Genomic DNA, 26127 nt, shown 5'->3' with positions numbered 1-26127 from the left:
GTTCCAGACCCTTTCTAGCAGCCGCCACGTCCGCTCCCATTGATCAAATGGTGGGTCTGACAGGACTTGAACCTGTGACCCCACGCTTATCAAGCGTGTGCTCTAACCAACTGAGCTACAGACCCTTTCAATAGAAAGTGGTGGAGGCATGCGGATTCGAACCGCAGACATTCTGCTTGCAAAGCAGACGCTCTACCAACTGAGCTATACCCCCTAATATCACAGCCCGGCGGAAGGCCGAGTGGATTGGAGAGTGGATTGGACAGGAGCCCTCCCGCAGGAGAGGCCCATGAATTCGGCTGCTGGAACCGATGGAAAGAAAGACTGAAAAGTGCCCTGCGGCCAGGGAGGAGACCGGTGAATGTTTTGAGTGCGTTTGCTTTCGCGGTTGGTGTCATCCGATAAACGACTTACGCTGCCGTGGTCCCCAGAGGGGGACGGTAGGCGTCGACCTGTCCGTGTTGACACCTCACTCCCTTGAGAGCGGGTGAGTCGTGAGACTACACGGATTGACTCCGTAGAAAGGAGGTGATCCAGCCGCAGGTTCCCCTACGGCTACCTTGTTACGACTTCATCCCAGTTACCAGCTTCACCTTAGGACCATAAGATACTTCGGGTGCTGCCGGCTTCCATGATGTGACGGGCGGTGTGTACAAGACCCGGGAACGTATTCACGGCGCCGTAGCTGATGCGCCATTACTAGCGATTCCGGCTTCATGGAGTCGAGTTGCAGACTCCAATCCGAACTGGGCCCAGTTTTGCAGATTTCCTCCACCTCGCGGTCTCGGTTCAAACTGTACTGGGCATTGTAGTACGTGTGCAGCCCTAGGCATAAGGGCCATACTGACCTGACGTCATCCCCACCTTCCTCCCAGTTGATCTGGGCAGTCTGGCTAGAGTCCCCACCACTATGTGCTGGCAACTAACCACAGGGGTTGCGCTCGTTGCTGGACTTAACCAAACATCTCACGACACGAGCTGACGACGGCCATGCAGCACCTGTGCAAGGTGTCCGAAGACTCACTGCCTTTCAGCAGATTAGCAATGCATGTCAAGCCTAGGTAAGGTTCTTCGCGTTGCATCGAATTAAGCCACATACTCCACCGCTTGTGCGGGTCCCCGTCAATTTCTTTGAGTTTTAGCCTTGCGGCCGTACTTCCCAGGCGGTGCGCTTAACGCGTTAGCTCCGGCACAGACGGGGTCGAAACCGCCTACACCAAGCGCACACCGTTTACTGCCAGGACTACAGGGGTATCTAATCCCTTTCGCTACCCTGGCCTTCGAGCCTCAGCGTCAGTTTGTGTCCAGGATCTCGCCTTCGCCACGAGTGTTCCTCTCGATCTCTACGCATTTCACTGCTACACCGAGAATTCCAGATCCCCCTCCACAACTCTAGCGTGGCAGTATCGAATGCAGTTCCGAGGTTGAGCCCCGGGCTTTCACATCCGACTTACCACGCCGCCTACGCTCCCTTTACGCCCAGTGATTCCGAACAACGCTTGAGACCTTCGTATTACCGCGGCTGCTGGCACGAAGTTAGCCGTCCCTTCCTCTTCAGGTACTATCAACCCTGTGCGCTATTCACGCCCAGGTTTTACTCCCTGATGACAGGAGTTTACGACCCGAGGGCCTTCATCCTCCACGCGGCGTCACACCATCAGACTTTCGTCCATTGTGAATGATTCTCGACTGCTGCCACCCGTAGGTGTCTGGACCGTGTCTCAGTTCCAGTGTGACTGATCATCCTCTCAGACCAGCTACCCGTCGTCGCCTTGGTGAGCCTTTACCTCACCAACAAGCTGATAGGCCGCGAGCTGATCCCGCAGTGGCAGCCGAAGCCACCTTTACTCCGTAGAGTCTATGGGGTATTAATCCACCTTTCGGTGGGCTATCCCCCGCTGCAGGGCACATTCTCACGTGTTACTCACCCGTCCGCCACTAGGAACCTCAAAGCAAGCTCTTCGGTTCCTCGTTCGACTTGCATGTCTTATCCACGCCGCTAGCGTTCGTTCTGAGCCAGAATCAAACTCTCCGTAAAAGAAATTGTTTTATCCGCTGAGATAAGCCTCGCGACTTACCTCCTGCGAAAACGAACTCACATCCGTTGACGCGCAGAACACTTTTCAGTCTTTGCTTTCCCCCAGTCGAAGTCCCTTTTTCGAGACGAGCAGAGTTGCCCTTCGCGAAAGCCATTGCTGAAAAGCGGGAATGGCTTGCGGATGATCCGACTGGTTTGTTCTGTTAAAGATCTTTCCTCGCGGGGGAGAAAAAGGCCGGTCTGACAGACTGTCAAAACCGACCAGTTGGCTCATCTCGCGCCGCCTCCTTCGTGGCGGTGGGCGCGCAACATAGCAGGGGGGAGGAAGTGCGCAAGACTTTTCATTTTGTTTTTTTAATTTTTCCGAGTTGGCTCGCAATGACCGAGCTTTTACCCCTTCATTATCAGAATCTTACGCCTATAAACTTCTTTTTGGCCAGGGTGGCTTCACCGGGGCGCGAATTCTTCTCCCCGAGTTCCCGATTTACTTTCAGCTCGGCCCTGACACTGTGGCCCTTGCTATGAAAACACTGCCCTTTTTCGCCGCCTTTCTTTCCCTTGCGGGATCCGCTTTCGCCATCGACGCCGACGAGGGTCTCTTCGCCGCGCTCGATACCAATGATGACGGCCTGATCTCCCGCGCTGAAATCGCAGCGGCCTCCGAGGTTTTGCTGGCGCTCGATCGCAATGAGGATGGGGTGCTGGCCGCGGCCGAACTGGATGTGAAGGTGGTCCAACCCGAGGTCCGGTTTGTGGAGGTCAAACGAAAAACTCGTTGGTTCCCAGGGACCGACGTTCTCAAAGATGAAAAGCGTTCGCCCAAGCCGGTCGGCGCCAGAGTTTTGGGAGCGCGCTGATCGTTTCCGCGGACCGAGCCCTTCCTTCCTCTCCACGGTCGGGCGGCTTTCCTCTGCTTGCCCTTTTTTTGCCCCGGTCGTTTGCGAGCCCCTTCTTTTTTTTGGCTGGTCCTCTTCTGCCTCGGGACGGTGGCTTGTCGCGTCCCTGTGAAAGAGGTGGCCTCCCCCATCGATCTTGCCGCGAGCTTTTCCCGCAGCGGTCTGGCACCGGGGGCGCCCCGCTGGTGGCAGACCTTTCAGGACCGGGAATTGAATCGCTTGGTCGAGGGCGGTCTGGAAAACAACTTCTCCCTGCAAGCGAGTTTTCACCGAGTCGAGCAAGCCCGCAGCCAGGTGAGGGTGGCCGGGGCGCAGCTTTTTCCGACCCTCGATACAAGCGCGGAGTCTCGTCGCTCCGAGCAGCTCACCGAGAGCGGCGGCAGCGGAGTGCAAAACCTCCTCGGCGGGGGGACGGTCTCGCGCGGGGCGAGCGCGGTCAGCCTCGACTGGACCTTCGGCCTGACGACTCGCTATGAGCTGGATCTCTGGGGGCGCTTGCGCTCCCGGCGGAATGCGGCCCGCCTGGAGGCAGAAGCCACCCGGCAAGAGTTGGAGACAGCTCGGCTCGCCTTGGTCGTTTCAATCGCCAGCGCGTGGTTCCAACTTCGAGAGCAAGAGGCCACGCTTGGCCTTCTGCGAAGCCAGGAAAAAACCAACCAGCAGCAGCTCTCTCTTATCAAGAAGCGGCTCCGCAGTGGCCTGGCGAGCGCGCTTGATGTGGCGCAGCAGGAGCAGTTGGTCGAAGCCACTCGGGGTCGGATCGAGGTCACTTCGCGCCGCGCTGCGGTGCTGGAGAATGCCTTGGCCGTGCTGACCGGGGAGAGCCCGATTTCCTTCGAGCTGGCGGCCCCGGCTTCGCTCCCCGGCCTCCCTCCCCAGCCCGAGAGCGGCCTGCCAGCCGAACGCATTCTGGCTCGGCCGGATGTCCAAAGCGCTTCCCTGGCGGTGCAGGTGGCCGACCAGGAAGTGTTCGGGGCCATCGCAGAGCGCTTTCCCCGCTTGGTGCTGACAGCCAGCCTGCAAAGCCAGGCGGAAAACTGGCGGGCGGTCTTCGAGGATTGGCTGAGCACTTTGATCGGCGACCTCGGGCTGCCGCTCTTCGACGCGGGCTCGCGTGCCGCGGCCGTCGACCAAGCGCGCTCGGCCCGCGAGGAGGCTTGGGACACTTTTGGCGAGACGCTCCTCGGCGCGCTCCAAGAGGTGGAGGATGCGCTCGATCGGGAGTATCGCCAGCAGCGCTTGGTGAGCAGTCTTGAACGCCAGTTGGCGGCCGCGGAAACGGCGGTCGAGCGGGCACGTTCCACTTGGCTGCGCGGGCAGGAAAGCTACCTCCGCGTCTTGACGGCCACCCGGGATCAGCAGACGCTGAGCCTCGATTTGCTGGCTGCCCGCCGTGAGCTTCTCGGCTATCGTATCGATCTCCACGCCGCGCTGGCCGGCCCACTCTCTCCCTGATATGCCGAAGGCTTTTCCCAAGACCAGTTTTCTCGTGCGTCTCCTGGTGGGCCTGGTCTTGGTGGCGGGCGCTTTTGGGCTGGCCCGCTTTCTGGTCGTCAACCCGCCCACGGTCGAAGAAAGAGATCGGGAAGAGCGCCTCGCCCCCTTGGTGGAGATCTTCCCGCTTCAGCCGCATGCGGAACCGATTCTGGTAGCCGCTCTCGGAGAGGTGGTGGCAGCCGAGCGCTTGGGGCTGGCCCCGCGGGTTTCAGGGCGAGTGGAGTCCATCAGCGAATTGTTGGTGCCGGGCGCTTTTGTCCCGCAGGGGATGCCTCTTTTGAAAATCGACGAGCAAGACTTCCTCTTTGCCGAACGCAATGCCGCGGCGGCCGTGGCGGCGGCCGAGAGCGCCCTCGCGAGCGAGCAAGGGCAGCAAGCGGTCGCCCGGGAGGAGCTCAAGCTGATCGAGGAACCACTGACCGAAGCCGAGCGGAGGTGGGTCTTGCGAGAGCCCCAACTGGCAAGCGCACGCGCCGAACTGGATTCGGCCAGGGCCAACTTGGAGGCCGCCCAGGAAGCGCTTCGGCGGACGGAGGTGGCCGCGCCTTTCGACGCCGTGGTGCTGAGTCGGAATGTGGCGCGCGGGACGGAGCTGGAAAATCGAGATCCGGTAGCGGAGCTAGCCCGGGCGGATGAATTTTGGATCGAATTGGCTGTTCCCTCCGACCAGCTCCGCTGGATTGCCTTCCCGGACTCGCCTGGGGAGAGCGGCGCTGCCGTGCACCTTTCCTCTCCCACCTCTTGGAAAAGGGGCCAAGGCCGGACGGGCTCCTTGCTAGGCTTGGTGAGCGAGCTGGACCGCGCCTCCCGCATGGCCACGGTACTGGCAAGGGTGAAAGACCCCATGGCCAAGCGACCGGAGACCGGCCAGCAGCCGCAGGTGCTCTTGGGCAGCATCCTGCGAGGGGAGATCGAGGGAATCACCCTGGAGGGGGCCTACGCGATTCCGCGGCGTTTTCTTCGCCCCGGGGACCAAGTCTGGCTGGCGGCGCGCGATGACACCCTGGCCATCGAACCAGTCGAAGTGCTCTACCGCGGCGAAGACTTCATTTACGTGAAGGGGGACCTGCGGCCGGGCGATCGACTCATCACCCGGGGGCTTCGGCTCGCGGTGCCGGGCATGAAGTTGCGCATCGAGGCCCCGGCTGGACAGGTTTCCGCCGGAGGGGAAGGCCAAGACACATGAGCGACTCCCCGGAACCTTCCCTGAAAGGCGGGGGACCCATCGCTTGGATGGTAGCCAATCCAGTGGTGGCCAATTTGGTCATGATTTTCCTTCTGGTGGGAGGGGGGTTTACCGCTTGGAACACCCAGCAGGAGGTCTTCCCCGAGGTCGAGATTGAGGAAATCCAAGTCTCCATCCAATACCCCGGGGCCAGCCCAGAAGAAATCGAGAGCGGTGTGGTTCAGGCCATGGAATCCGCCCTCCGCGGCGTCAGCCTCTTGACGGAGGTGCGGGGGGTCGCGCGCGAGGGCTACGGCGTGGTCACCTCAGAGTTCCAACGGGGCGCCGACCGCATGGAGGTCTACCAGGAGGTGCGGGAGGCCGTCGATGGCATCCGGACTCTGCCAGACGACGCCGAAGAGGCCGAGATCCGCATCACCGGGCGGAAGCGGGATGTCCTCGAGATCACGATTTATGGACCGCTTGATCCCTGGAATTTGCGCAATTTGGCAGAGCGGGTGCGGGACCGTTTTCTCCAGGAGGAGGAGATCACGAATGTCGAGATCGAAGACGCGCGCGATTTCCGCGTTTACATCGAGCCCTCCCGCGAGGCCCTGCGCACCTACGGCCTGACCCTGCAAGGGGTGGCCGACATCGTGTCCACCAGCTCGGTCGAGCTGCCGAGCGGCGGGGTCAAGACGACGCAGGGAGAGATTCTGGTGCGTTTCGATGAGCGGCGGGACTTCGCGGACGAGTTTCGTGAGATTCCCATTTTGACGACCGAGTCCGGGGCGGAATTGCGCCTCGGAGACCTCGCCACCGTGCGGGAAGGCTTCGAGGATACGGACGGGATTTACACCTACAACGGGCAGACCGCCATCAACTTGGAAGTCTTCCGAATCGGCGACCAGCGGCCGAAGGAAGTGGTCGAGGCCGCGCTCGCTGCCATGGAGGACCTGCTGACGACCCTGCCCGAGGAGATCGAGTATGTCGTCCAGGACGACCGCTCGGTGCTTTTCGATCAACGCCTCGGGCTCCTGACCAAGAACTTTGGCCTGGGCCTGCTCTTGGTGCTGTTTTTCCTGGCTCTCTTTCTGGAAATCCGCCTGGCCTTCTGGGTCACGCTCGGGATCCCCATCTCCTTCCTGGGGGCCTTTCTGCTGCTGCCGGTGGTGGATGTGTCGCTCAACATCATGTCGATGTTCGCCTTCATCATCGCCCTCGGGATCGTGGTGGACGACGCCATCGTGGTCGGCGAAGCGGTCCATGCCCGGCGGGAACGCGGCCTCTCTCCCCAGCAGGCGGCTGCGGATGGGGCCAAGCGGATGGCCTCGCCCGTGGCCTTCGCCATCCTCACCAACGTGGTGGCCTTCTCCCCCATCTTTTTCGTGCCGGGCTTCACCGGCCAGATGTGGTTCGCCATCCCCGTGGTGGTGAGCGCGGTCTTCCTCATTTCCTGGGTCGAGAGCATTTTCATTCTCCCCAGCCATTTGGCCCACTTGAAGGAGCCGGCCGGTTCTCCCCTCTTTCGCTGGATCGGCCGTCAGCAGCAGAAGGTCAGTCGGCTGCTGCAAGGGGCCATCGACCAGTTCTACGCCCCCTTTCTCAAGCTCTGTCTGCGCAACCGCTACCTGGTGCTGGCCTCGGGCTTGGCGCTCTTTCTGGTGGTGGTGGCCTACTTCCAGAGCGGCCGCCTGGGGTGGAATTTCTTCCCCCAGCCGGAGCGGGATGAGGTCATCGCGGCCGTCTTTCTGCCGGTGGGTTCCCCCCTTTCCGAAGCGCTCGTGGTGCGGGAGCAGTTGGAGCGCAGCGGCCAAGCGGTGGTGGCCCAAAACGGGGGCGAGAGCCTTTCCACTGGCTACTACTCGAGCATCGAAGGCAGCCAAATCCGGACCCGCTTTTACCTCACGCCCTCGGGCGAGCGACCGATCGGCGCGGTCGAGTTCGAAGACGTTTGGCGCCAGGAGCTGGGAACGGTCCGCGGCGCCGAGGTAGTCCGCTTTTTCAGCACCGGGTTCGGGCGGGGGGACAACTCCAGCCTGAACGTCGAGCTCAGCCATAGCGAGATCGACACCCTGCAAGAGGCCTCCGAGACCTTGGCGGCCGAACTGGCCAAGCTCTCGAACGTCTCCGACATCGACGATGGCTTCGAGCTGGGGAAAAAGCAGCGGACCTACCGCCTGACCCCAGAGGGCCGAAGCCTGGGCCTCACCACCCAGGACGTGGCCCGCCAAGTGCGCGCTTCCTTCTTCGGCGCGGAATCCCTCCGCCAGATGCGGGGCAGCAATGAAGTGCGCGTCCACGTCCGGCTGCCCGAGGAACAACGCACCAGCGAGTATGATATTGAAGAACTCTTTGTGACCACCCCTACCGGCCAAGAGGTGCCGCTGCGGCAAGTGGCCGAGGTGGAAGAGGGCCGCGCCTACCGCACCATTCGCCGTCGGGACGGCAACCGGACCCTCAATCTGACGGCGGACGTCTCACCGGAGCGGGAAACCAGCCGCGTCATCGAAGCACTCGAGCAGGAGATGCTCCCGGCCTTGAAGCGCCAGTTTCCTGGGCTGCGCCATAGCTATGAGGGCAACCAAGCCTCCTCCCAGGAGACCCTGGACGCCCTTTTGTTCTACTCGGTGACGCTGGCCCTGCCTCTGATTTACTTCCTCCTGGCCATTCCCTTTCGCAGTTATTTCCAGCCGCTGGTGGTGATGTTTGCCATTCCCTTTGGCTTGGTCGGGGCCATTCTCGGCCACCTCATTATGGGCTACAGCATGAGCGTCATCAGCATCAAGGGCATCATCGCCCTGAGCGGGGTGGTCATCAATGGCTCGCTCGTGATGGTGGTCTACGCCAACGAGCGCCGGCGGGTGGACGGCGAGACCCCGGCCGAGGCCGTGTTGGACGCAGGCATCCGCCGCTTCCGCCCGATTCTGCTGACCACGCTCACGACCTTCGGCGGCCTGGCCCCCATGATTTTCGAGACCGAGCGGCAGGCGCAATTTCTCATTCCGATCGCCATCTCTTTAGGCTTTGGCCTGGTTTTCGCCACCGCCATCACTCTCGTCATCGTGCCCGCGCTCTACCTCACGATCGACGATGCCGGGCGGGTCTTCCGGTGGCTCGTTCGCGGGAAGCAGAGAGAGGCCGCCCTTCAGAAAGAGTGGCGCGAGGCGTGATACAGAGCGGACCGGAGAGAGTCTAACTCATTCGGTTTTGAACTCGCCGTAGAGATGGAGCAGGTCTTGGCTGTAGGCCTCCACCAGGGCTCGTAGCTCGGCTTGTTGCTCTGCGTAGGCGGGATCGTCGTAGAGGTTGTTATGCTCTTGGGCGTCGTTGTTCAGGTCGTAGAGCTGATCGAAGTCGAAGTAGTCCGGGTATTCTCGGTCGTGTCCATAACGGACGTTCAAGCGATCTGAAAACGGCACTTTGGATTGCTCGTGGCCGTAGCTGGCCCCGTTTTCCTGAATGTCGGCCAGGATCTCCGGCCAGTAGCGCACCGCCATGTATTTGAATCCGGCGTCATTCACGACCGTGCGCTCGACCCCGATTTCCATGAAGATGTGCTCGCGCTCATACTGCTCGTTCATGAGTTCGCGCAGGAAGCTGACTCCATCGATCTTGACCTGCGGGTCCACCGTGATGTCGAGCGCGTCGTAGATGAGCGGGGCCACATCGTAGTTGGCGACCAGCTTGTTCGAGACGCTCCCCGGCTGGATCACGGCGGGCCATTGGACGACCGCCGGGACGCGGGCGCCCCCATCGTAAGAGCTCATCTTGCTAGGGGTGGAGCCGTGGTCACTGATGTAAAAGACCAGGGTGTTTTCGGTCACCCCGAGTTCATCCAGTTTGGCCATGACCGCGCCGACCCCATCGTCAAACCAGGTCGACCCACGATCCTGGGAGCCGCTGACCCGAGCCATGACGCTGGCGCGCGAGGGTTGCACCCCTTCTAGCTCCGGAAGGATGCCAATGGGCGTGCGAAAGTCGCTGTTCGCTAGTGAATCGCTGGGGTTCGGCGTGTGCGGCACGGTGGCCGCCATGTAGAGGAAGAACGGCTTGGGCTGGCCGTTATCGGCCGTTTGGCTTTCATCGAGGAAGTCGAGGGCGGCTTTCGTGATGAACTCGATGCAGTGGACTTGCAGGTATCTCGGCAAGTCCATCCCGGTGACATTGCTTTCAAAAACCCCATCCGCGAAGTCAAACCCACAGGACTTCACGCTGTCGACCACCACTTGGTAATTGGCTTCCAATTTGGGGACAATGTCCGTGTCCCAGTCCGAATCGGTCGGCACGGCTTGGCGCCTGATGTCGGAATTCAGAAGGTAAGGCAGCTCATTCTGGCCTTGGTGCCACTTTCCACACATCCCGGTGTGGTAGCCATTCGCTTGCAGGATGCCGGGGAGGGTGCCGAGGAGCGGTTCTTGGAAAATGCGGGCGTTCCAGCGCACGTTGCTGTAGCCGCCCGGCGGGTGCTCATCGTGAAACCGAGTGGTGTTGCGGGAGGCGAAGCGGCCTGTTAGCAAGTTGTAGCGACTGGGGGTGCAGACGGGGGAGCTGATGTAGAAGCGATTGAACTTCACGCCGTTGGCCGCGATGCTGTCGATGTGGGGGGTGTCCGAGTTGTTCCCATAGCAACCGACGTGGGACTTGTCTTGATCGTCAGAGTAAAAGATGATGATGTTTGGCTTGGAAGGGGTGGCGGTTTCGGCCCGGAGGAAGCCCGCGCCGGCACTGCCCATGTTGAACTGGACGGTGGCTTGCCCATTGGCATCCGACATGATTCGATCGCCATTCTCGCCAAGCGTTCCCACGCTGGCGGCGTCGAAGGACATGGGGCTCATGAGCGGGCTCTCAAAGTCGAGGTCATTGTCGGCCACTAGCTTGAACAGCCGGTGAGCGGGCCCATTGATGGTGACTTGGCCGTCGCCACTGGAAGGATCAAATTGGAAGTCGCTCAGGAGGGAGAAGAGCGTCCGGGCGGGAACGCCTTCGCTGAGGGCGGTCTCCACGCCGCCCGTGGAGGTGGCGGAGACGGCGTAGTAGTAAGTCGTTCCACTGACGATGGTGCTGTCGTTGAAGCTGCTGGTGCTGGTGGTGCCGACCACGGTGGCGCCGCTGGTGACGGGGAAGGTCTCCGAGCGGTACACGGTGTAGAAGTCGACCGCGCCGGAGGGGTCATCGGCCCAGTTGAGCGCTACTTCGGAGTCGCCGATGACCGCCGTGAGATTGGTGGGGGCGACCGGGTCCGGGTTGGAAACCGAGATCGAGCCCTCGACCTTCAGGTCATCCAGGTAAAACCCGGAGCCACTCGCGAAAACAAATTCGATGCGCGCTAGATTGCTCGGGTTGCCATTGTAGGGGATGGGCCCCGTGGTGTAATTGCCCGGGAAGGAGGAGGCGGTGCTGCTGACAGCCAGGGTGTAGCCGCTATTTCCAAAATTGAGGACCAAGGTTCGCGCGCTCGAGGTGTCTCCTGAGAGGTCCATGTCCAGTTCCTCGTCCGAACCACTGCCACCGAAGTCCTCGCTCAGGGTGTAGCTGACCGTTCCCCCACTGTGGATCACGCCCAGTTTCTTTTCAGGATTGTTGCCTCCATTCTTATCGGTGCTGATGGCGAGGTGAAAGGCCTCGTTCCCCGTCCCGTCATAGCCAATGATGCTGTAGTCCTCGTCGTTGTTATTGGTGCCACGGCGGGTCAGCAGCTTCATGGAGACGACCAGGCTATCGAAAACGGGCGTGCCAGCCGAGAGATCGAGGTTGGCCATAAAGGAGCCCGCGCTACTCGGTTGATCCAGCCAGAGAAAGCCGTCTTGGAATCCAAAGGTGTCGGGTGAAAATCTCCCGATTCCTTGGGCCTCCGGAATGTTGGAAGAGCCGGAAAAGGAGCCTACCAGCTGGGGCATGCCGCCATTCAAGTTGGCATAGGAATCATTGCCATCGGCGCCCAAGGTGCCGGACGCTGGGGCCGAGGTGTAATCGAAGTCGGCAAAGAAGAAGGTCTCGGCCGCGCCTTCTTTTGGCAGAAGAGGCAGAAGAAACAGGCCCAAGGAAAAGGCCGACAGAAAAGAGGGGGAAACGAATCGAAGGCACCGGCCAGGGGCCGCGCCAGACGGGAGGGAGGCTTGCATGGGATTTTGGGGGGGAAAAGAAACCTGAAGAAAACGCCAGATTGGGCGGAGAAAATAGGCCGAATTCGAGGTGATGAAAAGCTTTTTTGGGGAAAAGCGTTTTTTTACGCAGTTCACGCTCAATCGCTTAGCGCTGGTGGGAGGCTTTTTCCGGCCGGGCCGCTCGCCTAGTCGGAAAGCTCGGATGGGGGGAGGGTTTGATACTCTTGCAGGAGCCTTCGAAGATGCGCTCGTGCGGCTTCGTGTTCGGGATGGCGGCTGACCTTCTCGCGGTAGCGCTCTCGGCCGGAGGTGACCGGGATGTGATAGAGGATTTCCTCCGGCTCTCGGTTTTCCGCCAGGCTGAGGCGAAACTCCCGATCCCGCACAAAGAATTGGCCCGCCTTGTAGGCCATGAAGACTTGTTCGCGATCCCGGCCTTCGGTCCCGAGAAAGTAGTGGCCCAGATCCATGCCATCGACTTCGCGTCCGAGGGGCAGGTCGGCTAAGGAAGCGATGGTAGGGAGCACATCGACCAAGGAGAAGAATTTCTCGCTCACCCCGGGCTGGATGGTGCCCGGCCACCAGGCCAGGAAGGGCACCCGGGTTCCCGCTTCGGTCATGGCGCCTTTGTCTCCCTTGACCTCCAGCCCGGGGAGCTGGCTGGTGATGGACCGGTGGGTGCCGTTGTCGGCGGTGAAGAGAAGGAGGGTGTTCTCGGCGATTCCATGGGCTTCGAGCCGATCCACGATTTGGCCCACGATGTCATCCATGTACGTAATCATGTGGCCGAAGGCTTGGGTGTTCTTGTCGAGCCCCGGGGGAAAGCGGCTCCGCGCGAGCGCCTCCAGGCGCGGTGGGTGCTCGAAAGGGGAATGGACGAGAGCCATGGGGAAGTAGACAAAGAAGGGCGCCTCCCGATGGCGGTCGATGAAGTCCAAGACAAAGTCCGCGTAGACGTCCGGACCGTAGACTTCCGGGCCAGCGACGTGGGTTTGGCTGTCCGTGCGATAGCTGGGCTGGTAGTAGCGACTGGTCTTTTCCCTCTCCACCATCCAGGTCCAGAGGCAGTATTCATCAAAGCCGTGCTCGACCGCTTGCTCCGGGAAGTCATCGAACTGTCCGAGCTGCCATTTTCCGGCGATGGCGGTGCGGTAGCCGGCCTGCTGAAAGTCTTGCCCGAAAGTTCGGATCTCGGGAGAGAGTCTCGTGCCCGGTTTTTTGCTCAGGAGCGCGAGATGGCCCGTGCGATGGGGCTCCAGACCGCTCATGATCATGACCCGAGTCGGGGTGCAAAGCGGGGTCGCGTAGGCATTGTTCAAGCGCAAGCCCTCGCTCGCCAACTGGTCCAGCCGGGGGGAGCTGTAGAGGGTGCTGCCGTAGCAAGCGAGCCCCTCCGCGCCGAGGTCATCGGCCATGATGACGATGACATTGGGCCGCTCAGCTGCGCGCGCGACCTGAGTCGCTCCCCCGTAGCCGAGGAGAAGCAGGCCAAACCCGGCCAGCTGCCTGAGGGCGGAAGACGAGGGCTTCGAGGGCTTAGAGCGGAGGCGTTTTTTTGTCCGGATCATAGCGCTGGTAGTCGGGGTCGGCCTGCGGGTTTTCCTTCGGGAAATAGGCGTTCACTCGCTTCAAGTATCCTTGGAGCTCCGCCAAGAGAGATTGCGCGCGCTCGGGCATGCGCTGGGCGAGATTGGTCGTCTCTCCCAAGTCCTTGCTGAGATCGAAGAGCTGAGGCCGCTCAGGGATCTCATAAAACGTGTAGAGTTTGTAGTCCCCCTTCACAATCGCCGAGTGGGGGGTCGAGTTGCGGGTGTGCGGGTAGTGAAAGAACAAGGCACGCTCCGGGAAGGCGGTGCTCTCCTCGCCAGTCAGGCCAGTCAGAATGGGGAGCAAACTTCGGCCATCGATGCTGGCCTCGAGCGCCTGGTGGTCGCCTCCCGCCATTTCGAAGAAGGTCGGAAGCAAATCGTAGTTGGCGGTGTTGAGGGAAGAGCGGGAACCAGGTCGAATGCCCGGGCCCGCCACGATGAAGGGCACTCTCACGCCGGCCTCCCAGAGCCACCACTTGTCGCCCCGGAGGACGCTTTCTTCTCCGTTGAAGAGGTTTTTGCCATTGTCGGAAGTGAAGAGGACGTAGGTCTCGTCGGTCAGCCGGAGTGCCTCCAAACGGTCCAGGAGAAGGCCTATCGAGGTGTCGAGGTCCTTGACCGCGGCCCCGTGGGTGGCGGCTTCTTTTTTGGCGCGGTCGGGCTCGATCTCTTGGATGGCTTTCTTCGCCTCAAATTCGGCCAGCGTCTCCTCGAGCGACATCTGCTTGTTGTGCTCGACGTAGTGAGAAAGCTGGACGTAAAACGGCTTCCCCGCCCGCTGCTGCGCCTCCACAAAGGCGAGCGCTTTTTCGGTGATGCTGAAAATCCGCTTGGGGTCCTCGGGGTCGATCCCGCTGGTGGGCTTGCCTTCGTTGTTGGAGGTCTCGCCATCGCCCACATCGTAGCCATGGGCCTCGGGACCACCGCCGTAGACATGCCATTTGCCAAAGTGCGCGGTGGCGTAGCCCTGCTCCCGGAGTTTTTCTCCAATGGTGGCGAACTTGGGATTGAGGCTGCCGATGGGGCTGGGCTGGATGAGCGGCATGCCACGGTCTCGTCGCTTCAACTCATAGAAGACGTTCTCGTATTCCTCGGTTCCGAAGTTCCCATTGCCGCTGAAAAGATGCCGGGCCGGAGAGAGGCCGGTCTGAATGCTGGTGCGGGAGGGGGCGCACATTCCGGCGGCCGCGTAGGCGTTGGAAAAGGTCATGCCGCGCGCGGCCAGCTTCTCGACATGAGGAGTATCGCGGTATAGGGAGGTGGAGCGCGGGTCGCCCTCTTTCTGTGCCACCGAGGTGCCCCACCAGGGCATATCATCCACCAGGATGAGGACGATGTTGGGCGGGGTCGAGAGCGCCAGGGTAGGCAGCAGCGCTAAGAAAACCGTCAGGAAAAGCCGGGACATGATGGGAGGAGGAGAGGGGGTCGAAACAGGAGAAGGGACGTAGGCGATACGGGCTGAGCGGGAGGGCCCTTTCACGCCCGCGCTCTCGCTGGAAGACCGGCCCGCGTCTTGGCGGATTCCCTCGCCATCGCTGGTTGACTTCGCCCCCGCCTCTCCATAGTGGCGGCTCCCTCTGATTCGTTCGTAATCAATCGATTGATGGCCAACCAGCGCGTCCTCTTCGTCTGCACCGGCAATACTTGTCGGAGCCCCATGGCGGAGGCGCTCTTCCGGCATGCCACCCAAGCCCGCTCTGAATTGAAAAGCGCCTCCGCCGGCGTCTCCGCCGGCCATGGGTCCCCCGCTAGCCGCGAGGCTTGTGCGCTTTTGGCGGAATCCGACATCGCGCTCTCGCCGCACCGCAGCCAGCCCTTGAGCGCGAAGCTGGTGGAAGAGCATGACTACTTCATCGCCATGACCCGCTCCCACCGGGATATGTTGGTGACGCTTTTCCCCGAAATCGCCGACCAGACCTTTTTGCTGAGCGACTTTGCCAGTCGCCCGGAGGAACGCGGCCTCGACCTAAGCGACCCGATCGGCGGGCCCCGCGAGGACTACGTCCGGGTGCGCGACGCCATCGTATCCGCCATCCCTGGATTGCTCGCCTTTCTCGACTCTCCCCATTCATGAAGAAACTCATCATCGGCTCCGATCACGGCGGCTTCGCCATGAAGTCTGCGCTCAAAGAATTCCTCGAAAGCGAAGGTCATGCCGTGACCGATGTGGGCACCCACGGCACCGAATCGGTCGACTACCCCGACTTCGCCAAAGCCGCCTGCCAGCGCTTCCGCAGTGGTCAGTACGACTTTGGGGTGCTCGTCTGCACCACTGGCATCGGCATCAGCATCGCGGCCAACAAGTTCGACGGCATTCGGGCGGCTCTCTGCCACAGCCCCATCGATGGCCACTTCGCCCGAGCCCACAACCACGCCAATTTCCTCTGTTTTGGGCAAAAGACGACCGAACCGGCCTTGGCCATCGAGATTCTCCAAGCCTACTTGGCTTCGGAGGAAGAGGGGGATCGACACAACCGCCGGGTCGCCAAAATGAACGGCCCTTTGGCCCTGGCCGACCCCGAGATTTACGAAATCGTGGAGCTGGAAGGGCAGCGGCAGCAAAACCACATTGAGCTCATCGCCTCGGAAAACTTCACCAGCCCCGCTGTCATGGCAGCCCAAGGCAGCCTCCTGACGAACAAGTATGCCGAGGGCTACCCCGGAAAGCGCTGGTATGGCGGCTGTGAGCAAGTCGACAAAATCGAAACCATCGCCATCGAGCGATTGAAAACGCTCTACTCGGCCGAGCACGCCAACGTCCAACCTCACAGCGGCTCCCAGGCGAATGCCGCCGTCTACTTCTCGGTCCTGAAGCCGGGGGACACTATCCTGACCATGGACCTGGCTCACGGGGGGCACCTCACCCACGGCCACCCCGCGAACTTCTCTGGGGCTCTCTATGACGTCGTTCACTACGGGGTGAGCAAAAGCGATGAAAAGATCGACTATGACGCCTTGGAGCGACAAGCCGAAACCTCCCAGCCGAAACTCATCACCGCAGGCGCAAGCGCCTATAGCCAAATCATCGACTTCGAGCGCATGGCCGCGATCGCCAAAAAAGTCGGCGCCTACCTCTTCATCGACATGGCGCACATCTCCGGCCTGGTCGCGGGCGGAGCCCACCCCAGTCCCGTCCCGCACGCGGACTTCGTCACCAGCACCACCCACAAAAGCCTGCGCGGCCCCCGTGGTGGCATCATCTTGTGCAAAGGCGAGCACGCCAAAAAGATCGACAGCCAAATGTTCCCTGGCGTCCAAGGCGGCCCCCTCATGCACGTCATCGCGGCCAAGGCCGTCTGCTTTGGCGAGGCGCTCCAGCCAGAATTCCGCGCCTACCAGCAACAAGTCGTGGTCAATGCCCAGGCTTTGGCAGCCGGCTTGGCCGAGCGCGACTTCCGAATCGTGTCTGGAGGCACTGAAAACCACGTCTTCTTGGTCGATCTGCGCTCCAAGAACATCAACGGCGCCCAAGCCAGCACCTGGCTCGACGAAGCCCACATCACCGCCAACAAAAACAGCATCCCCTTCGACACCGGCTCGCCCTTCAAGCCGAGTGGCATCCGCCTCGGCACCCCAGCCGTGACCACCCGCGGCATGAAAGAAGCGGAGATGAAACAGATCGCCCACTGGATCGCCGATGTCTTGGAAAACCCTGAGGACGAAGCCCTCCTAAAGACGGTAGCCACCGAAGTGGTCGCGTTTAACGAACGCTTCCCCCTTCCGTAAGACCAAGCTGTCGGAGGAAACTCTTGACTGCGAGCGGACGGGGCACCGAGGATCTAGCAAAAAAACCAAAAAAGGAGCCACTCCCTGCTTCAAAGCGGCTTTGCTCGCTTTTCCACAGGGGATTTTTCCAAGAATGAGGCATTATAGCTGCTTCATCACCCCAGTAGCTCGGGTCTTTTTTTCGATCCAGAAACCAGCAAAACCTCACGAACCGCAAAATTCGATTGTTCGTGCTCCTTTCCGGGTTTCTCTGCGCAGCCATCGGTTCCAAGGCTGCCACCATGATGTTCACCCCAACGGATGACACCTTCGTCACGGCGGGCGACAGTGACGACAACGGAGCAAATTTTGGCTCAGAGGAGTTTATGGAACTTGGTGCCTTCAGTATCTTCTTCGATGCCGCCATACTGATCCGTTTTGACATCAGCAGCCTTCCCACGGGACAAAACATCACGAATGCCACACTCGACCTGACCGCGCGCCCAGGCGGAACAGAGTATGAAGAGTTCGATACTTTTGAAATCAATTTGATCGGGAGCAATTGGTTCGAAGAAACCGTGACCGCGAACTCCAGCGTTTCCGTCCTCAGTGGGGCTCTCTTCGTGGATTCGGGTCCCAACCCCTCCATCAATCTTACCTCTTTTGTTCAGGACTGGTATTCCGGCGGGACGACCAATTATGGTCTCCTGATAGACAACCAAGGATCGAACAGCTTTGGGGAGTTCGCTAGCAAGGAACATCCCACCGCGCAGGCGCCCACGCTCACGGTGGAGTTTGAGCCGATCCCGGAGCCAGGAGCTCTTGGTCTTTTCGGGCTGGGAATGGGGCTGATTGCGTTTGGCAGGAGACGCCGGTGATCCGAGGGCTGGTTCCTCTGGGTGGGCTTGGCTCCGCTGCGGCTCCCCCTCCCGCCCTTTGCAGGAGCACTTTGGCTGAAGGATGCAGCGAAACGCCAGCGTAAGCTTGGCTCGTGACTCGTTCCTTGTTCCTCTCCCTCGGCCTTTCCCTCTGCTCCTTGGCTGGCCCGGCTGCCAGCGCGGCCGCGCCTCCTCATGTCATCCTGATTATGACCGATGACCAAGGCTATGGTGACTTCGGAGCCCTCGGCAATCCCGTCCTCGACACCCCTCACTTTGATCGTCTGGCCGAGGAAAGCGCCCGTCTCACCAACTTCTACGTCAGCCCCGTCTGCTCTCCCACCCGCGCCAGTCTGCTGACCGGCCGCTATGCCTACCGCACCCGCGTGGTGGATACCTGGCGGGGGCGATCCATGATGGAACCCGATGAGGTCACGGTGGCGGAAGTCCTGGCCGCACAAGGCTACGCCACCGGCATTTTCGGGAAGTGGCACTTGGGCGATAACTTTCCCCTCCGCCCGAGCGAGCAGGGCTTCCAAGAATCCTTCATTCACCGTGGCGGTGGCCTGGGGCAACCTTCCGAGCCCATTGAAAACAACCGCCGCTACACCGACCCCATCCTCTTCCACAACAACACCCAAGTCGAGACCGAGGGCTACTGCACCGATCTCTACTTCGAGGCCAGCTTCGAGTTCATCGAAGAATCCCTCGCCGCCGGGCGACCCTTCTTCGCCTACATCGCGCCCAACGCCCCCCACAGCCCCTACCACGATGTGCCCGAGGCCCTTTACCAAAAGTATGCCAACCGCGACCTCTCCCCCATCCTGGAAGGCCACAGCCAAGACGCGGACACCGTGGCGCGGGTCTTCGCCATGATCGAAAACATCGATGCCAATCTGGGCCGGCTCTTCGAGGTCCTGGAGAGGCACGGCATCGCCCGCGACACCCTCCTCCTCTACCTCAATGACAACGGCCCCAACACACGCCGTTTCGTGGGCCCTTTCCGGGGGAAGAAAGGCGAGGTCCACGAAGGCGGAATCCGCTCGCCGCTCTGGCTCCGCTGGCCGGAGCGCCTGGAAGCGGGGGCCTTCTCAGATCGAATCGCTGCCCACATCGACGTCATGCCCACCATTTTGGAGGCCACCGGGGCTGCCCTTCCGGAGGGCGTCGCTCTCGATGGGCGGAGTCTTCTTCCTCTCCTCACCCAGGCCGAAGTGAGCTGGCCCGACCGGGAACTCATCATCCAAGCCCATCGCGGAGACACGCCCCAGGCGGGACACCACATGATGATTCGCAACCAACGCTGGAAGCTGCTGCGGGCGAGCGGCTTTGCCAACGAGCGTCCCGATCCCGCCATCCCATTTGAACTCTATGACCTTCAGAACGATCCCGGAGAGAGCCAGAATCTCCTCCTGAGCGAGCCGGAAATCGCCAAGGAACTCGAAGCTCGCTACCACGCCTGGTTTGCGGAGGTGTCCTCGACCCGACCGGACAACTACGCGCCCCCCCGCATGCACCTGGGAGCCACCCAGCCCGAGCTGGTCCTGACCTGGCAAAACAGGCGAGGAAACCGGAACGCCTATCACTGGCTGCTGGAGGTCATGGATGCGGGGCGGTATGAAATCGAACTGCGTTGGAAAGAGCCGACCGAGGTCGAGGCGATCCTCTTTCAAGTAGGGACCCAGACCATCGAGCAACCGGCTGCCTCCCAAGTGGAACGAGCGGTCCTGGGGAGCCTCTCGCTCGAGGCAGGGCCGCTCGATCTGGGCATGCAAGCAGCCAAGGGAGACCTCCCCTACTTTGTCATTCTCCGCCGCTTGGGAGACTGAGGTTTTTCGACCCTGCCTCGGCGGGGGGGCCGCTGGCTCGATTGGATCCATTGGCTCCATTGGCTCCATTGGCGGTGTCTTGAGACGAAATAACGCCTGGGATGAATTTTTTCGATGGGAGGGAAGGATTTCTTCTATCGTGGACTCCCTTTCCTCGCTAAGGCTCTCCCCTGCGATCCCCGCGCTCCCATGGAAACCAATCCCTTTCGAGAAGACGTCGTCACCCGCGCCCGCCCCGAGCCCTGCTGCATCGTGATTTTTGGGGCCACCGGGGACCTCACTCACCGCAAGCTCATTCCGGCCTTCTACAACATCGCCGCGGCCGGCGAATTGCCGCCCGGGACCCGCATCATCGGCTTCGCCCGTCGGGACAAACAGAATGAGCAATATCGCGGAGAACTCGAAGAGATGAACCGCCAGGTCTCCCGCACCGGCCACAACGAAGAAGTCTGGGAACACTTCGCCCCGCTCATCGACTACCATCGCTCCGAATTCCAAGACGAAGACGGCTTCCGGCGGCTGAAGGAGCGCCTCGACCAGATCGCGGCCGAGGGCGGCCCGAAAAACCGCCTCTTCTATCTCTCGATCGCGCCCGAGTTCTTCGAAGTGGTCCTCGATCAATTGAAGGAATACGGCCTGAGCGATCCACTGGAGGGCGCGTGGTCGCGCGTCATTGTGGAGAAACCCTTCGGCACCGACCTCCCCTCCGCCCAGCGTTTGAACGCGGCGGTCAACCGGACCTTCGACGAAGCGGACACCTACCGGATCGATCACTACCTCGGCAAAGAAACGGCTCAAAACATCATGGTGGCCCGCTTTGCCAACGCTATCTTCGAGCCGCTCTGGAACAATCGCTTCATCAAGGACGTGCAGATCACCTGCGCGGAAAACCTCGGCATGGAAGGGGGCCGCGGCGGCTACTATGACAAGTCGGGCGCGCTCCGGGACATGGTGCAAAATCACCTGCTCCAGCTCCTCAGCCTGGTGGCCATGGAGCCGCCCACCGATCTGAGCGCGGACGGGGTGCGGGACGCCAAGGTCAATGTCTTGCGCTCGCTGCGTCTCTGGAAAGGGGCCGAAGAAGTAGGCCGCAACGTGGTGCGCGCGCAATACACCAGTGGCTCGGTCGACGGCGTGGAGAAAGTGGGCTATCGCCAAGAGGATCGCGTCCATCCCGAATCGGAGACCGAAAGCTACGTCGCCCTCCGCTGCCTCATCGACAACTGGCGCTGGGCCGGGGTGCCCTTTTACATCCGCATGGGCAAGCAGCTTCCCAAAAAGGCCACCGAGATCTCGATTCACTTCAAGCGCGCCCCCCACGTGCTCTTCAACACGACCGAAGAGCGGGCCCGCCAAAACGTCCTCGTCATCCGGATCCAACCCGACGAAGGCATCTCCCTGCGGATCGTTTCCAAGCTGCCCGGCGTGGAATTGCGCCTGGAGCCCGTCAAGATGGACTTCCAATACCGGACCAGTTTCGGCAAAGCCTCTCCCGAAGCCTATGAGCGGCTCATCATCGATGCCATGGCGGGAGACGCCACCCTCTTCGCCCGCCGGGATGAGGTGGAAAACGCCTGGGCGTTCATCGATGAAATTGAAAAAGCCTGGCACGAATCGCCCACCCCGCCCCCCATGGCGGAGTACCCCGCAGGCTCGTGGGGTCCGAGCGAAGCGGAAAAGCTCTTGGAGCAAGACGACTGCGTTTGGCGTCGCCTCTAACTCACCTACCTCATGTTGGGAAGCGACGTCCAAATCGGCAAAATCGAAAAGGAGCTCCACCAGCTCTGGGAAAGTGATGAGGCCCTCTCCATGGCCTCGCTCATCAACTTCGCCATCTACAGCGAGGCCGAGGGCTCCCTCGAGCGCAATAGCCAAATGGTGGCCGAGCTGACCCGGGACCACGCCGTGCGCGCCATCCTCATCCACTCGGCGACCGCCGCCCCCGAAAACGCGGCCCAAGCCTGGATCACCGCGCACTGCCACCTCGTCGGCGGAAAGAAATCCGTCTGCTCCGAGCAAATCGCCTTCGCCCTCCGAGGCGAAGCGGCCGGCCGCATCCGCAACATCGTCTTCGCCCACCTCGCCTCCGATCTCCCGCTGGTCTTTTGGTGGCAGGGCGAATGGTCTCCCATCTTCGAGCCTCGCTTGGTCTCCAGCATCGATCGCCTGCTCTTCGATAGCGCCACCTGGGCGGATCAGGCAGCGGGCTTCGCTCGCCTAAGGGAAGTGACCGAGGGCGTCAGCAAGGCCCCCATCCTGCAAGACCTCAGCTGGACGCGCGGGCACCAGTGGCGCAAAACGGTCGCGGCTCTCTTCGATGACGAGGACAATCGAGCGCACCTCGCTGAGACCCAGCGCATCGAAGTCACCTGCCGCCCGGACCAGAAAGTGAGTGCCTACACCTTCGCCGCTTGGATCGCCACCCAGCTCGGCTGGGAATACCTCGGCGGCACGGGCTCCGAACTGCGCTTCCAAAGCGCGGAAGCCCAGCCCCGCCCCTCCATCCAGATCCGAACGACCGAAGCCGCCGAGACCTCCGCCCTCTCCCGCCTCCGCTGGGAGGCTGGGTCCCACTGCTTCATCCTGGAGCATCTCCCGAATTCCCCTCACTTGGAAATCCGGACCGAGTGCGGCCGCGACTCCATGCCGACCCTTCTCCCAGCCGACCCGGAAACCGAAATCGACCTCGTGGGCGACCAACTGGCCCGCTCCGGCCAAAACCGCCTCTTCCTCAAAACCCTCCCCCTCGTCCAAACCATCCTCGACAGCCTCCCGCCCGCCGAGCGGGACCGGTAAGAGAGCCGTGGTTCGCCTGGGCTGGAGGAAGGCGCGCGCGCGTGGCCTAGTCGCCCTTGGCTTTCGGGACCTCGCCCGTGGCGCGCATTTTCATGACCCGGCTGAGCAGGTCGAACCAGAATTGCGCTCCGAGGGAGACCGCGATCCCGGTCAGCAAGAGCCCCAGCCCCTTGGTGAACCAGCCCGACAAGGTCTGGGGAAACATGGTGGTGCGGTAGGAACCGGTTTCCAAAAGGAGAGGGCGGCTGACCTGGCTTTCCTCGTAACCGCTCCACTCGCGAATCCACCAGAGCTGAGGCGGCGCGGTCGAAATATCCCAACCGATCGGGAAGCTGCTGATCTGGCCGCGGGACCGTTCCGGGTCCGAGGCAAACTCTCCCTGCTCGATCTCCGCCACCAACTGCTTGCGGATGGCGTCCTCTTTCCACAGATGCTGCACGATGCCGATGGCATCCACGTTCAGCACGATCGCCAAGACCAAGCCGATCACCAAAAGCGTGCTTTTGACATGGCGCTGATACCAGCCGCTGGCCCGGTCCATGGTTTCATCAAAGGCGGTGGCCAAACGTGTCTTGGCTGCTGCCACTTGTTCCTGGCTCGAGCGCACCACGTCGCTCAAGAACTCTTTCAGCGTGGGGTTGGCGATCTTTTCGACCGTGGCGCTCAGCTCCTCGAAGCTGAGCGCTTCGGTCAGCCCGTCTGGGTTCCCCGCCTGGGCGTCCTCCCGCAAGAGATCCAGCACCACTTCGGCGAAGGTCTCGCTGGCGAGGTAGGAGGGCAGCCCTCGGTGGGCCCGGCGGAGGGTCTTGATGCGAGGGTGGGCGTAGACGCGCTTGGTCCATTTCTCATCGAAGAGGAGATTCTTGACGCCTTCGCGCAGGGTCTTGGCGCGCAGCTTGAGCCAGGCCGCCCACCACTCCTGGAGAGCGGAAGCGATGACACTCAAGAGGACAAAGAGGCCGATGAGACAGAGGGCGACTTCGATGATGGGCAGACCGAGCATGGCTTTGGGGGGAGTCTACCTGACGGGGCCCCTGCAAGGGAAGCGAAAAAGCCGCTCCCGTTCCCCCTACCGCCGGCGTCACCAACCCCAATCCAGCGAGGTGGCGCCGCGGCCCGCGACCAAGGTGCGGAGGGAGTCACTCCGGCTATCGATCAAGACCACATCGCCCCGCCGGACCGCCGCCAGGTGGCGACTGTTGTTCCCCCAGGCGGGCGACTCACAACCGCTCGTGCTGGCGAGCAGGCGGGTCTGGCGATCGGCAAAGGAAAAGACCGCGATCCGGCTGACACCGCCCCCAAAGACGGCGAAGGCCAAGCGCCGCCCGTCGGGGGACCAACTGGGATCCGCGCAGAAAGACTTCCCGGTCGGCACCAAGGAGGGCTTTCCCCCGCTGGCCGAAAGAATGTAGAGCTGGGGAGAATGGCCCTCGCTCGCCACGTAGACCAGGCGCTGGCCATCGGGCGCCCAAGCGGGCGAGGCCTCCAAACCATAGGTTCGGGTGAGCTGCTTCAAGCCGCTTCCTCGGGTGTTCGTGAGATAGAGTTCGGGATTGCCGTGCCGGCTGAGCACGAGCGCCAAGCGCTCGCCCGTGGGCGAAAGCGCCGCCCCGGAACTGGTGCCGGGCACTTGCAGGATGGGTCGGCCCGGCCCGCCGGAAAGGGATTGCACATAGACATCCGGCCAACCGCTGCGGTAACTGGTGTAGGCGATGGTGCCGGCGCGGACCGCTGGCGAGACGCAGAGGCTGCCATGTCGGGTCAGCCGCTTCAGGCCCTCTCCCTCGGGACCACAGCGGTAAAGCTCCCGCTGGCGAGCATTGCCCGCGGAGAAGACAATGTCGCCCTGGAGGGCCATCCGATCCCCGGCGATCACGATTTCATGCGGACGGGCCGAGCCGAGGGAGGCGAGAAAGGCACTCAGGCCGAGGAGAGAGAGGAACCGCATGGGGAAGCCAGCCGATTACATTTGGTAAGTGAGCACGATCTCATAAGTCGGCTCGCGGTAGCCCTCGGGAAAGGGCGCGATGCGGTCCACGGGGGCGATGGCTGCCTCCACCGACTGATCCAGCTCTCGGTTTCCCGAAGACAGACTCAGTTCTTTTTCCCGTATGGTGCCATCGGGAGCGATGACCACCTTGACCTGAGTGCGGAGCAAATCCTCCGTTTCGGGAATGGTGGGCGGTTGCTGCCAACCCTCTTTGAACGCGCGCTCGATGACTCGGTCGTAGGCGGTCATGTCCACCCCGTCCCGCTGGCTGCGGTAGGGGCTGGGGGCGGATTCGGCGGCCTGGCTCTGAGCGGCCTCCTCGGAGGTGGGCGACTCGCGGGCCCGTTCTTGCGCCAGGCGGCGAGCCCGTTCCTTGGCCTCTTGCAAGCGCTGCTTTCGCTGGGCCTCCAGTCGCTGCGCCTCTTCGGCTCGCGCGCGCGCGGCTTCCTGGACCCGTCGTAGCCGGGCTTCCTCCAAAAGCTGGGCCTCCTCCTCCCGGCCCGCCTTGGCCAAGGCGATGTCACTCTCTTGATCCCGCTCTGGAATGGCGGGCAAGCGGTCTCCGCTGGGTCGCAGCGCTTGGGCGAATTCGCTCGGGTCCATCCAAGAAATCGATTCCTCCAGGGGCGCGCCGGAAGGCTTGCTTCCAGGCGTGCGCCAGATCGTGAAGAAGGCCCCTAGGAGCCCGGCATGCAGGACGAGCGCCAGCGTGAGATGGAGGAGGAAGGGCCGCTTCTCTTGGCTCATGGCTGGCCCTCCGGTTGCGTCAAGAGAGCGACCTTCGTCACCCCCGCTTCGGCCGCCAAGTCCATGGCAGAGACGAGGGAGGCCACCGTCAAGCTCCGATCGGATTCAATGAGCAGGCCGATTTCCCCCTTGGCCCGGCGAAGTTTGGCCAGGGAGCGCACCAGCTCCTCGGCGGCGAGCGGCTGCGCATCGAGCGCCATCTGGCCATGGAGGTCGATCCGCAGGCGATGGATGCGCGCGGGGTCGATCGCCTCGCGCGAGGCCTGCGTGGTCGGCACTTGCAGTTCCGCGCCCGTGTTCAAAAAGGGCGCGGTGATCATGAAAATGATCAAAAGCACAAAGGCGAGGTCGAGCAGCGGAGTCACGTTCAGCTCCGAGAGTTCCCCCATCTGGGAGCGGCGGCGAGGCATGGTGAGCTATCCGAATTGGGACCGGTTGCTGGTGCGGCGGCGAGCCGGGAGGCTATCGAGATCGAGATCCAAGTCCTCGCTTTCCTCCTCCGCAGGCGGAGGGGCTTTTTCCGGAGAGTTCGCCACCGGAGGGCGCGGCGCGGGCTGGCTGGGCGGCCTTTCGGTCACAGGCGGCGTCCCCGAGGCGGGAAAGGCAGCGGACGCGGTCTTGCTCCGGGGAGGCGGGCTGTCCAGGGGAGCCAGCGGCTGATCGAGCGGCGGCGGGGTGAAGCCGGGCGGCTTGCTCGCCGCGCTGGCCGGGGGTGCCGCGGAGGCCGGGGCGGCGGGCACGGCCGGAGGCGGGCCCGCTGGCGGAGACCACGGACTGCTTCCGCTGGCGACGGGCGGGCTCGCAGCAGGAAGAGGGGGCGGAGGCGGGGGCGGGGCTTGCTCGGGAGAGGCAGCGGCGGGCGGTCCCGGAGGAGGCGCACCGAAGAGGTT

18 protein-coding genes, 2 tRNA genes and 1 rRNA gene are annotated in these 26127 nt (G+C 62.1%); 10 read left to right on the top strand and 11 right to left on the bottom strand.

What is annotated here, in order from left to right:
* Positions 1-48: 48 nt before the first annotated feature.
* From AAF555_09315 to AAF555_09305, 3 genes are all read right to left on the bottom strand, one after another.
* Positions 49-125 (bottom strand) — tRNA-Ile (locus AAF555_09315).
* Positions 126-138: 13 nt separating this feature from the next.
* A tRNA-Ala gene (locus AAF555_09310) sits at positions 139-214 on the bottom strand.
* Between the two features lie 307 nt (positions 215-521).
* A 16S ribosomal RNA gene (locus AAF555_09305) occupies positions 522-2038 on the bottom strand.
* Between the two features lie 521 nt (positions 2039-2559).
* Here AAF555_09305 and AAF555_09300 point away from each other — a divergent pair.
* From AAF555_09300 to AAF555_09285, 4 genes are all read left to right on the top strand, one after another.
* Positions 2560-2895 (top strand): hypothetical protein, encoded by a 336-nt coding sequence (locus tag AAF555_09300; GenBank protein MEM6911768.1) that lies wholly within the window; start codon positions 2560-2562, stop codon positions 2893-2895.
* 156 nt (positions 2896-3051) lie between these two features.
* Entirely contained in the window at positions 3052-4389 is a 1338-nt protein-coding gene (locus AAF555_09295) for an efflux transporter outer membrane subunit (protein ID MEM6911767.1), read from the top strand.
* Between the two features lies 1 nt (position 4390).
* Complete coding sequence (locus AAF555_09290) at positions 4391-5617, top strand: efflux RND transporter periplasmic adaptor subunit (protein ID MEM6911766.1); 1227 nt, start codon at positions 4391-4393, stop codon at positions 5615-5617.
* On the top strand, positions 5614-8769 hold the full coding sequence (locus tag AAF555_09285) for an efflux RND transporter permease subunit (GenBank protein ID MEM6911765.1): 3156 nt from the start codon (positions 5614-5616) through the stop codon (positions 8767-8769). Before AAF555_09290 ends, AAF555_09285 begins: the two co-directional genes overlap by 4 nt.
* 27 nt (positions 8770-8796) lie before the next feature.
* Here AAF555_09285 and AAF555_09280 read toward each other — a convergent pair whose 3' ends face one another.
* The 3 genes from AAF555_09280 to AAF555_09270 all read right to left on the bottom strand — a co-directional run bounded on the left by AAF555_09280 (position 8797) and on the right by AAF555_09270 (position 14697).
* Positions 8797-11640, bottom strand: coding sequence for a sulfatase-like hydrolase/transferase (locus tag AAF555_09280; protein MEM6911764.1), 2844 nt, complete (start codon positions 11638-11640; stop codon positions 8797-8799).
* Positions 11641-11888: 248 nt separating this feature from the next.
* Positions 11889-13271 carry a sulfatase-like hydrolase/transferase gene (locus AAF555_09275; GenBank protein ID MEM6911763.1) on the bottom strand — a complete coding sequence of 461 codons (1383 nt, stop codon included), beginning with the start codon at positions 13269-13271 and terminating at the stop codon, positions 11889-11891.
* Positions 13240-14697, bottom strand: coding sequence for a sulfatase (locus AAF555_09270; protein ID MEM6911762.1), 1458 nt, complete (start codon positions 14695-14697; stop codon positions 13240-13242). The genes AAF555_09275 and AAF555_09270 overlap by 32 nt, the downstream gene beginning before the upstream one ends.
* A gap of 159 nt (positions 14698-14856) precedes the next feature.
* On the opposite strand from AAF555_09270, the gene AAF555_09265 reads away from it, so the two are divergent.
* From AAF555_09265 to AAF555_09240, 6 genes are all read left to right on the top strand, one after another.
* A complete protein-coding gene (locus tag AAF555_09265) occupies positions 14857-15366 on the top strand; it encodes a low molecular weight protein arginine phosphatase (protein MEM6911761.1) in 510 nt (169 codons plus the stop codon).
* Complete coding sequence (rpiB, locus tag AAF555_09260) at positions 15363-17018, top strand: ribose 5-phosphate isomerase B (GenBank protein MEM6911760.1); 1656 nt, start codon at positions 15363-15365, stop codon at positions 17016-17018. The genes AAF555_09265 and rpiB overlap by 4 nt, the downstream gene beginning before the upstream one ends.
* 281 nt (positions 17019-17299) lie before the next feature.
* Positions 17300-17875: a DNRLRE domain-containing protein gene (locus tag AAF555_09255; GenBank protein MEM6911759.1), complete on the top strand. Its 576-nt coding sequence runs from the start codon at positions 17300-17302 to the stop codon at positions 17873-17875.
* A 113-nt stretch (positions 17876-17988) separates the two neighbouring features.
* Positions 17989-19704: an arylsulfatase gene (locus tag AAF555_09250; GenBank protein MEM6911758.1), complete on the top strand. Its 1716-nt coding sequence runs from the start codon at positions 17989-17991 to the stop codon at positions 19702-19704.
* Between the two features lie 189 nt (positions 19705-19893).
* Complete coding sequence (zwf, locus tag AAF555_09245) at positions 19894-21423, top strand: glucose-6-phosphate dehydrogenase (GenBank protein MEM6911757.1); 1530 nt, start codon at positions 19894-19896, stop codon at positions 21421-21423.
* 12 nt (positions 21424-21435) lie between these two features.
* A complete protein-coding gene (locus AAF555_09240) occupies positions 21436-22500 on the top strand; it encodes a glucose-6-phosphate dehydrogenase assembly protein OpcA (GenBank protein ID MEM6911756.1) in 1065 nt (354 codons plus the stop codon).
* A 46-nt stretch (positions 22501-22546) separates the two neighbouring features.
* Here AAF555_09240 and AAF555_09235 read toward each other — a convergent pair whose 3' ends face one another.
* The 5 genes from AAF555_09235 to AAF555_09215 all read right to left on the bottom strand — a co-directional run.
* The gene (locus tag AAF555_09235; protein ID MEM6911755.1) at positions 22547-23503 is read right to left on the bottom strand and encodes a hypothetical protein; all 957 of its coding nucleotides are present in this window, start codon (positions 23501-23503) and stop codon (positions 22547-22549) included.
* A 78-nt stretch (positions 23504-23581) separates the two neighbouring features.
* The gene (locus AAF555_09230; GenBank protein ID MEM6911754.1) at positions 23582-24448 is read right to left on the bottom strand and encodes a hypothetical protein; all 867 of its coding nucleotides are present in this window, start codon (positions 24446-24448) and stop codon (positions 23582-23584) included.
* Between the two features lie 15 nt (positions 24449-24463).
* Entirely contained in the window at positions 24464-25237 is a 774-nt protein-coding gene (locus AAF555_09225; GenBank protein ID MEM6911753.1) for a TonB C-terminal domain-containing protein, read from the bottom strand.
* A complete protein-coding gene (locus tag AAF555_09220; protein MEM6911752.1) occupies positions 25234-25647 on the bottom strand; it encodes a biopolymer transporter ExbD in 414 nt (137 codons plus the stop codon). The genes AAF555_09225 and AAF555_09220 overlap by 4 nt, the downstream gene beginning before the upstream one ends.
* Before the next feature lie 6 nt (positions 25648-25653).
* On the bottom strand, positions 25654-26127 hold a 474-nt coding region (locus AAF555_09215), incomplete at its 5' end, for a hypothetical protein (protein MEM6911751.1).

Source organism: Verrucomicrobiota bacterium (genome assembly GCA_039027815.1).
Taxonomy (GTDB): domain Bacteria; phylum Verrucomicrobiota; class Verrucomicrobiia; order Verrucomicrobiales; family JBCCJK01; genus JBCCJK01.
This window is presented reverse-complemented; position numbering and strand designations above follow the sequence as displayed.

What these genes read in the sequence shown, in the direction of transcription:
- AAF555_09270 (MEM6911762.1), bottom strand. Translation starts at nt 14,697, where the DNA reads ATGTCCCGGCTTTTCCTGACGGTTTTCTTAGCGCTGCTGCCTACCCTG.
- AAF555_09240 (MEM6911756.1), top strand. Translation starts at nt 21,436, where the DNA reads ATGTTGGGAAGCGACGTCCAAATCGGCAAAATCGAAAAGGAGCTCCAC.
- AAF555_09275 (MEM6911763.1), bottom strand. Translation starts at nt 13,271, where the DNA reads ATGATCCGGACAAAAAAACGCCTCCGCTCTAAGCCCTCGAAGCCCTCG.
- AAF555_09225 (MEM6911753.1), bottom strand. Translation starts at nt 25,237, where the DNA reads ATGAGCCAAGAGAAGCGGCCCTTCCTCCTCCATCTCACGCTGGCGCTC.
- AAF555_09220 (MEM6911752.1), bottom strand. Translation starts at nt 25,647, where the DNA reads ATGCCTCGCCGCCGCTCCCAGATGGGGGAACTCTCGGAGCTGAACGTG.
- AAF555_09255 (MEM6911759.1), top strand. Translation starts at nt 17,300, where the DNA reads ATGATGTTCACCCCAACGGATGACACCTTCGTCACGGCGGGCGACAGT.
- AAF555_09230 (MEM6911754.1), bottom strand. Translation starts at nt 24,448, where the DNA reads ATGCGGTTCCTCTCTCTCCTCGGCCTGAGTGCCTTTCTCGCCTCCCTC.
- zwf (MEM6911757.1), top strand. Translation starts at nt 19,894, where the DNA reads ATGGAAACCAATCCCTTTCGAGAAGACGTCGTCACCCGCGCCCGCCCC.
- AAF555_09235 (MEM6911755.1), bottom strand. Translation starts at nt 23,503, where the DNA reads ATGCTCGGTCTGCCCATCATCGAAGTCGCCCTCTGTCTCATCGGCCTC.
- AAF555_09285 (MEM6911765.1), top strand. Translation starts at nt 5,614, where the DNA reads ATGAGCGACTCCCCGGAACCTTCCCTGAAAGGCGGGGGACCCATCGCT.
- rpiB (MEM6911760.1), top strand. Translation starts at nt 15,363, where the DNA reads ATGAAGAAACTCATCATCGGCTCCGATCACGGCGGCTTCGCCATGAAG.
- AAF555_09290 (MEM6911766.1), top strand. Translation starts at nt 4,391, where the DNA reads ATGCCGAAGGCTTTTCCCAAGACCAGTTTTCTCGTGCGTCTCCTGGTG.
- AAF555_09300 (MEM6911768.1), top strand. Translation starts at nt 2,560, where the DNA reads ATGAAAACACTGCCCTTTTTCGCCGCCTTTCTTTCCCTTGCGGGATCC.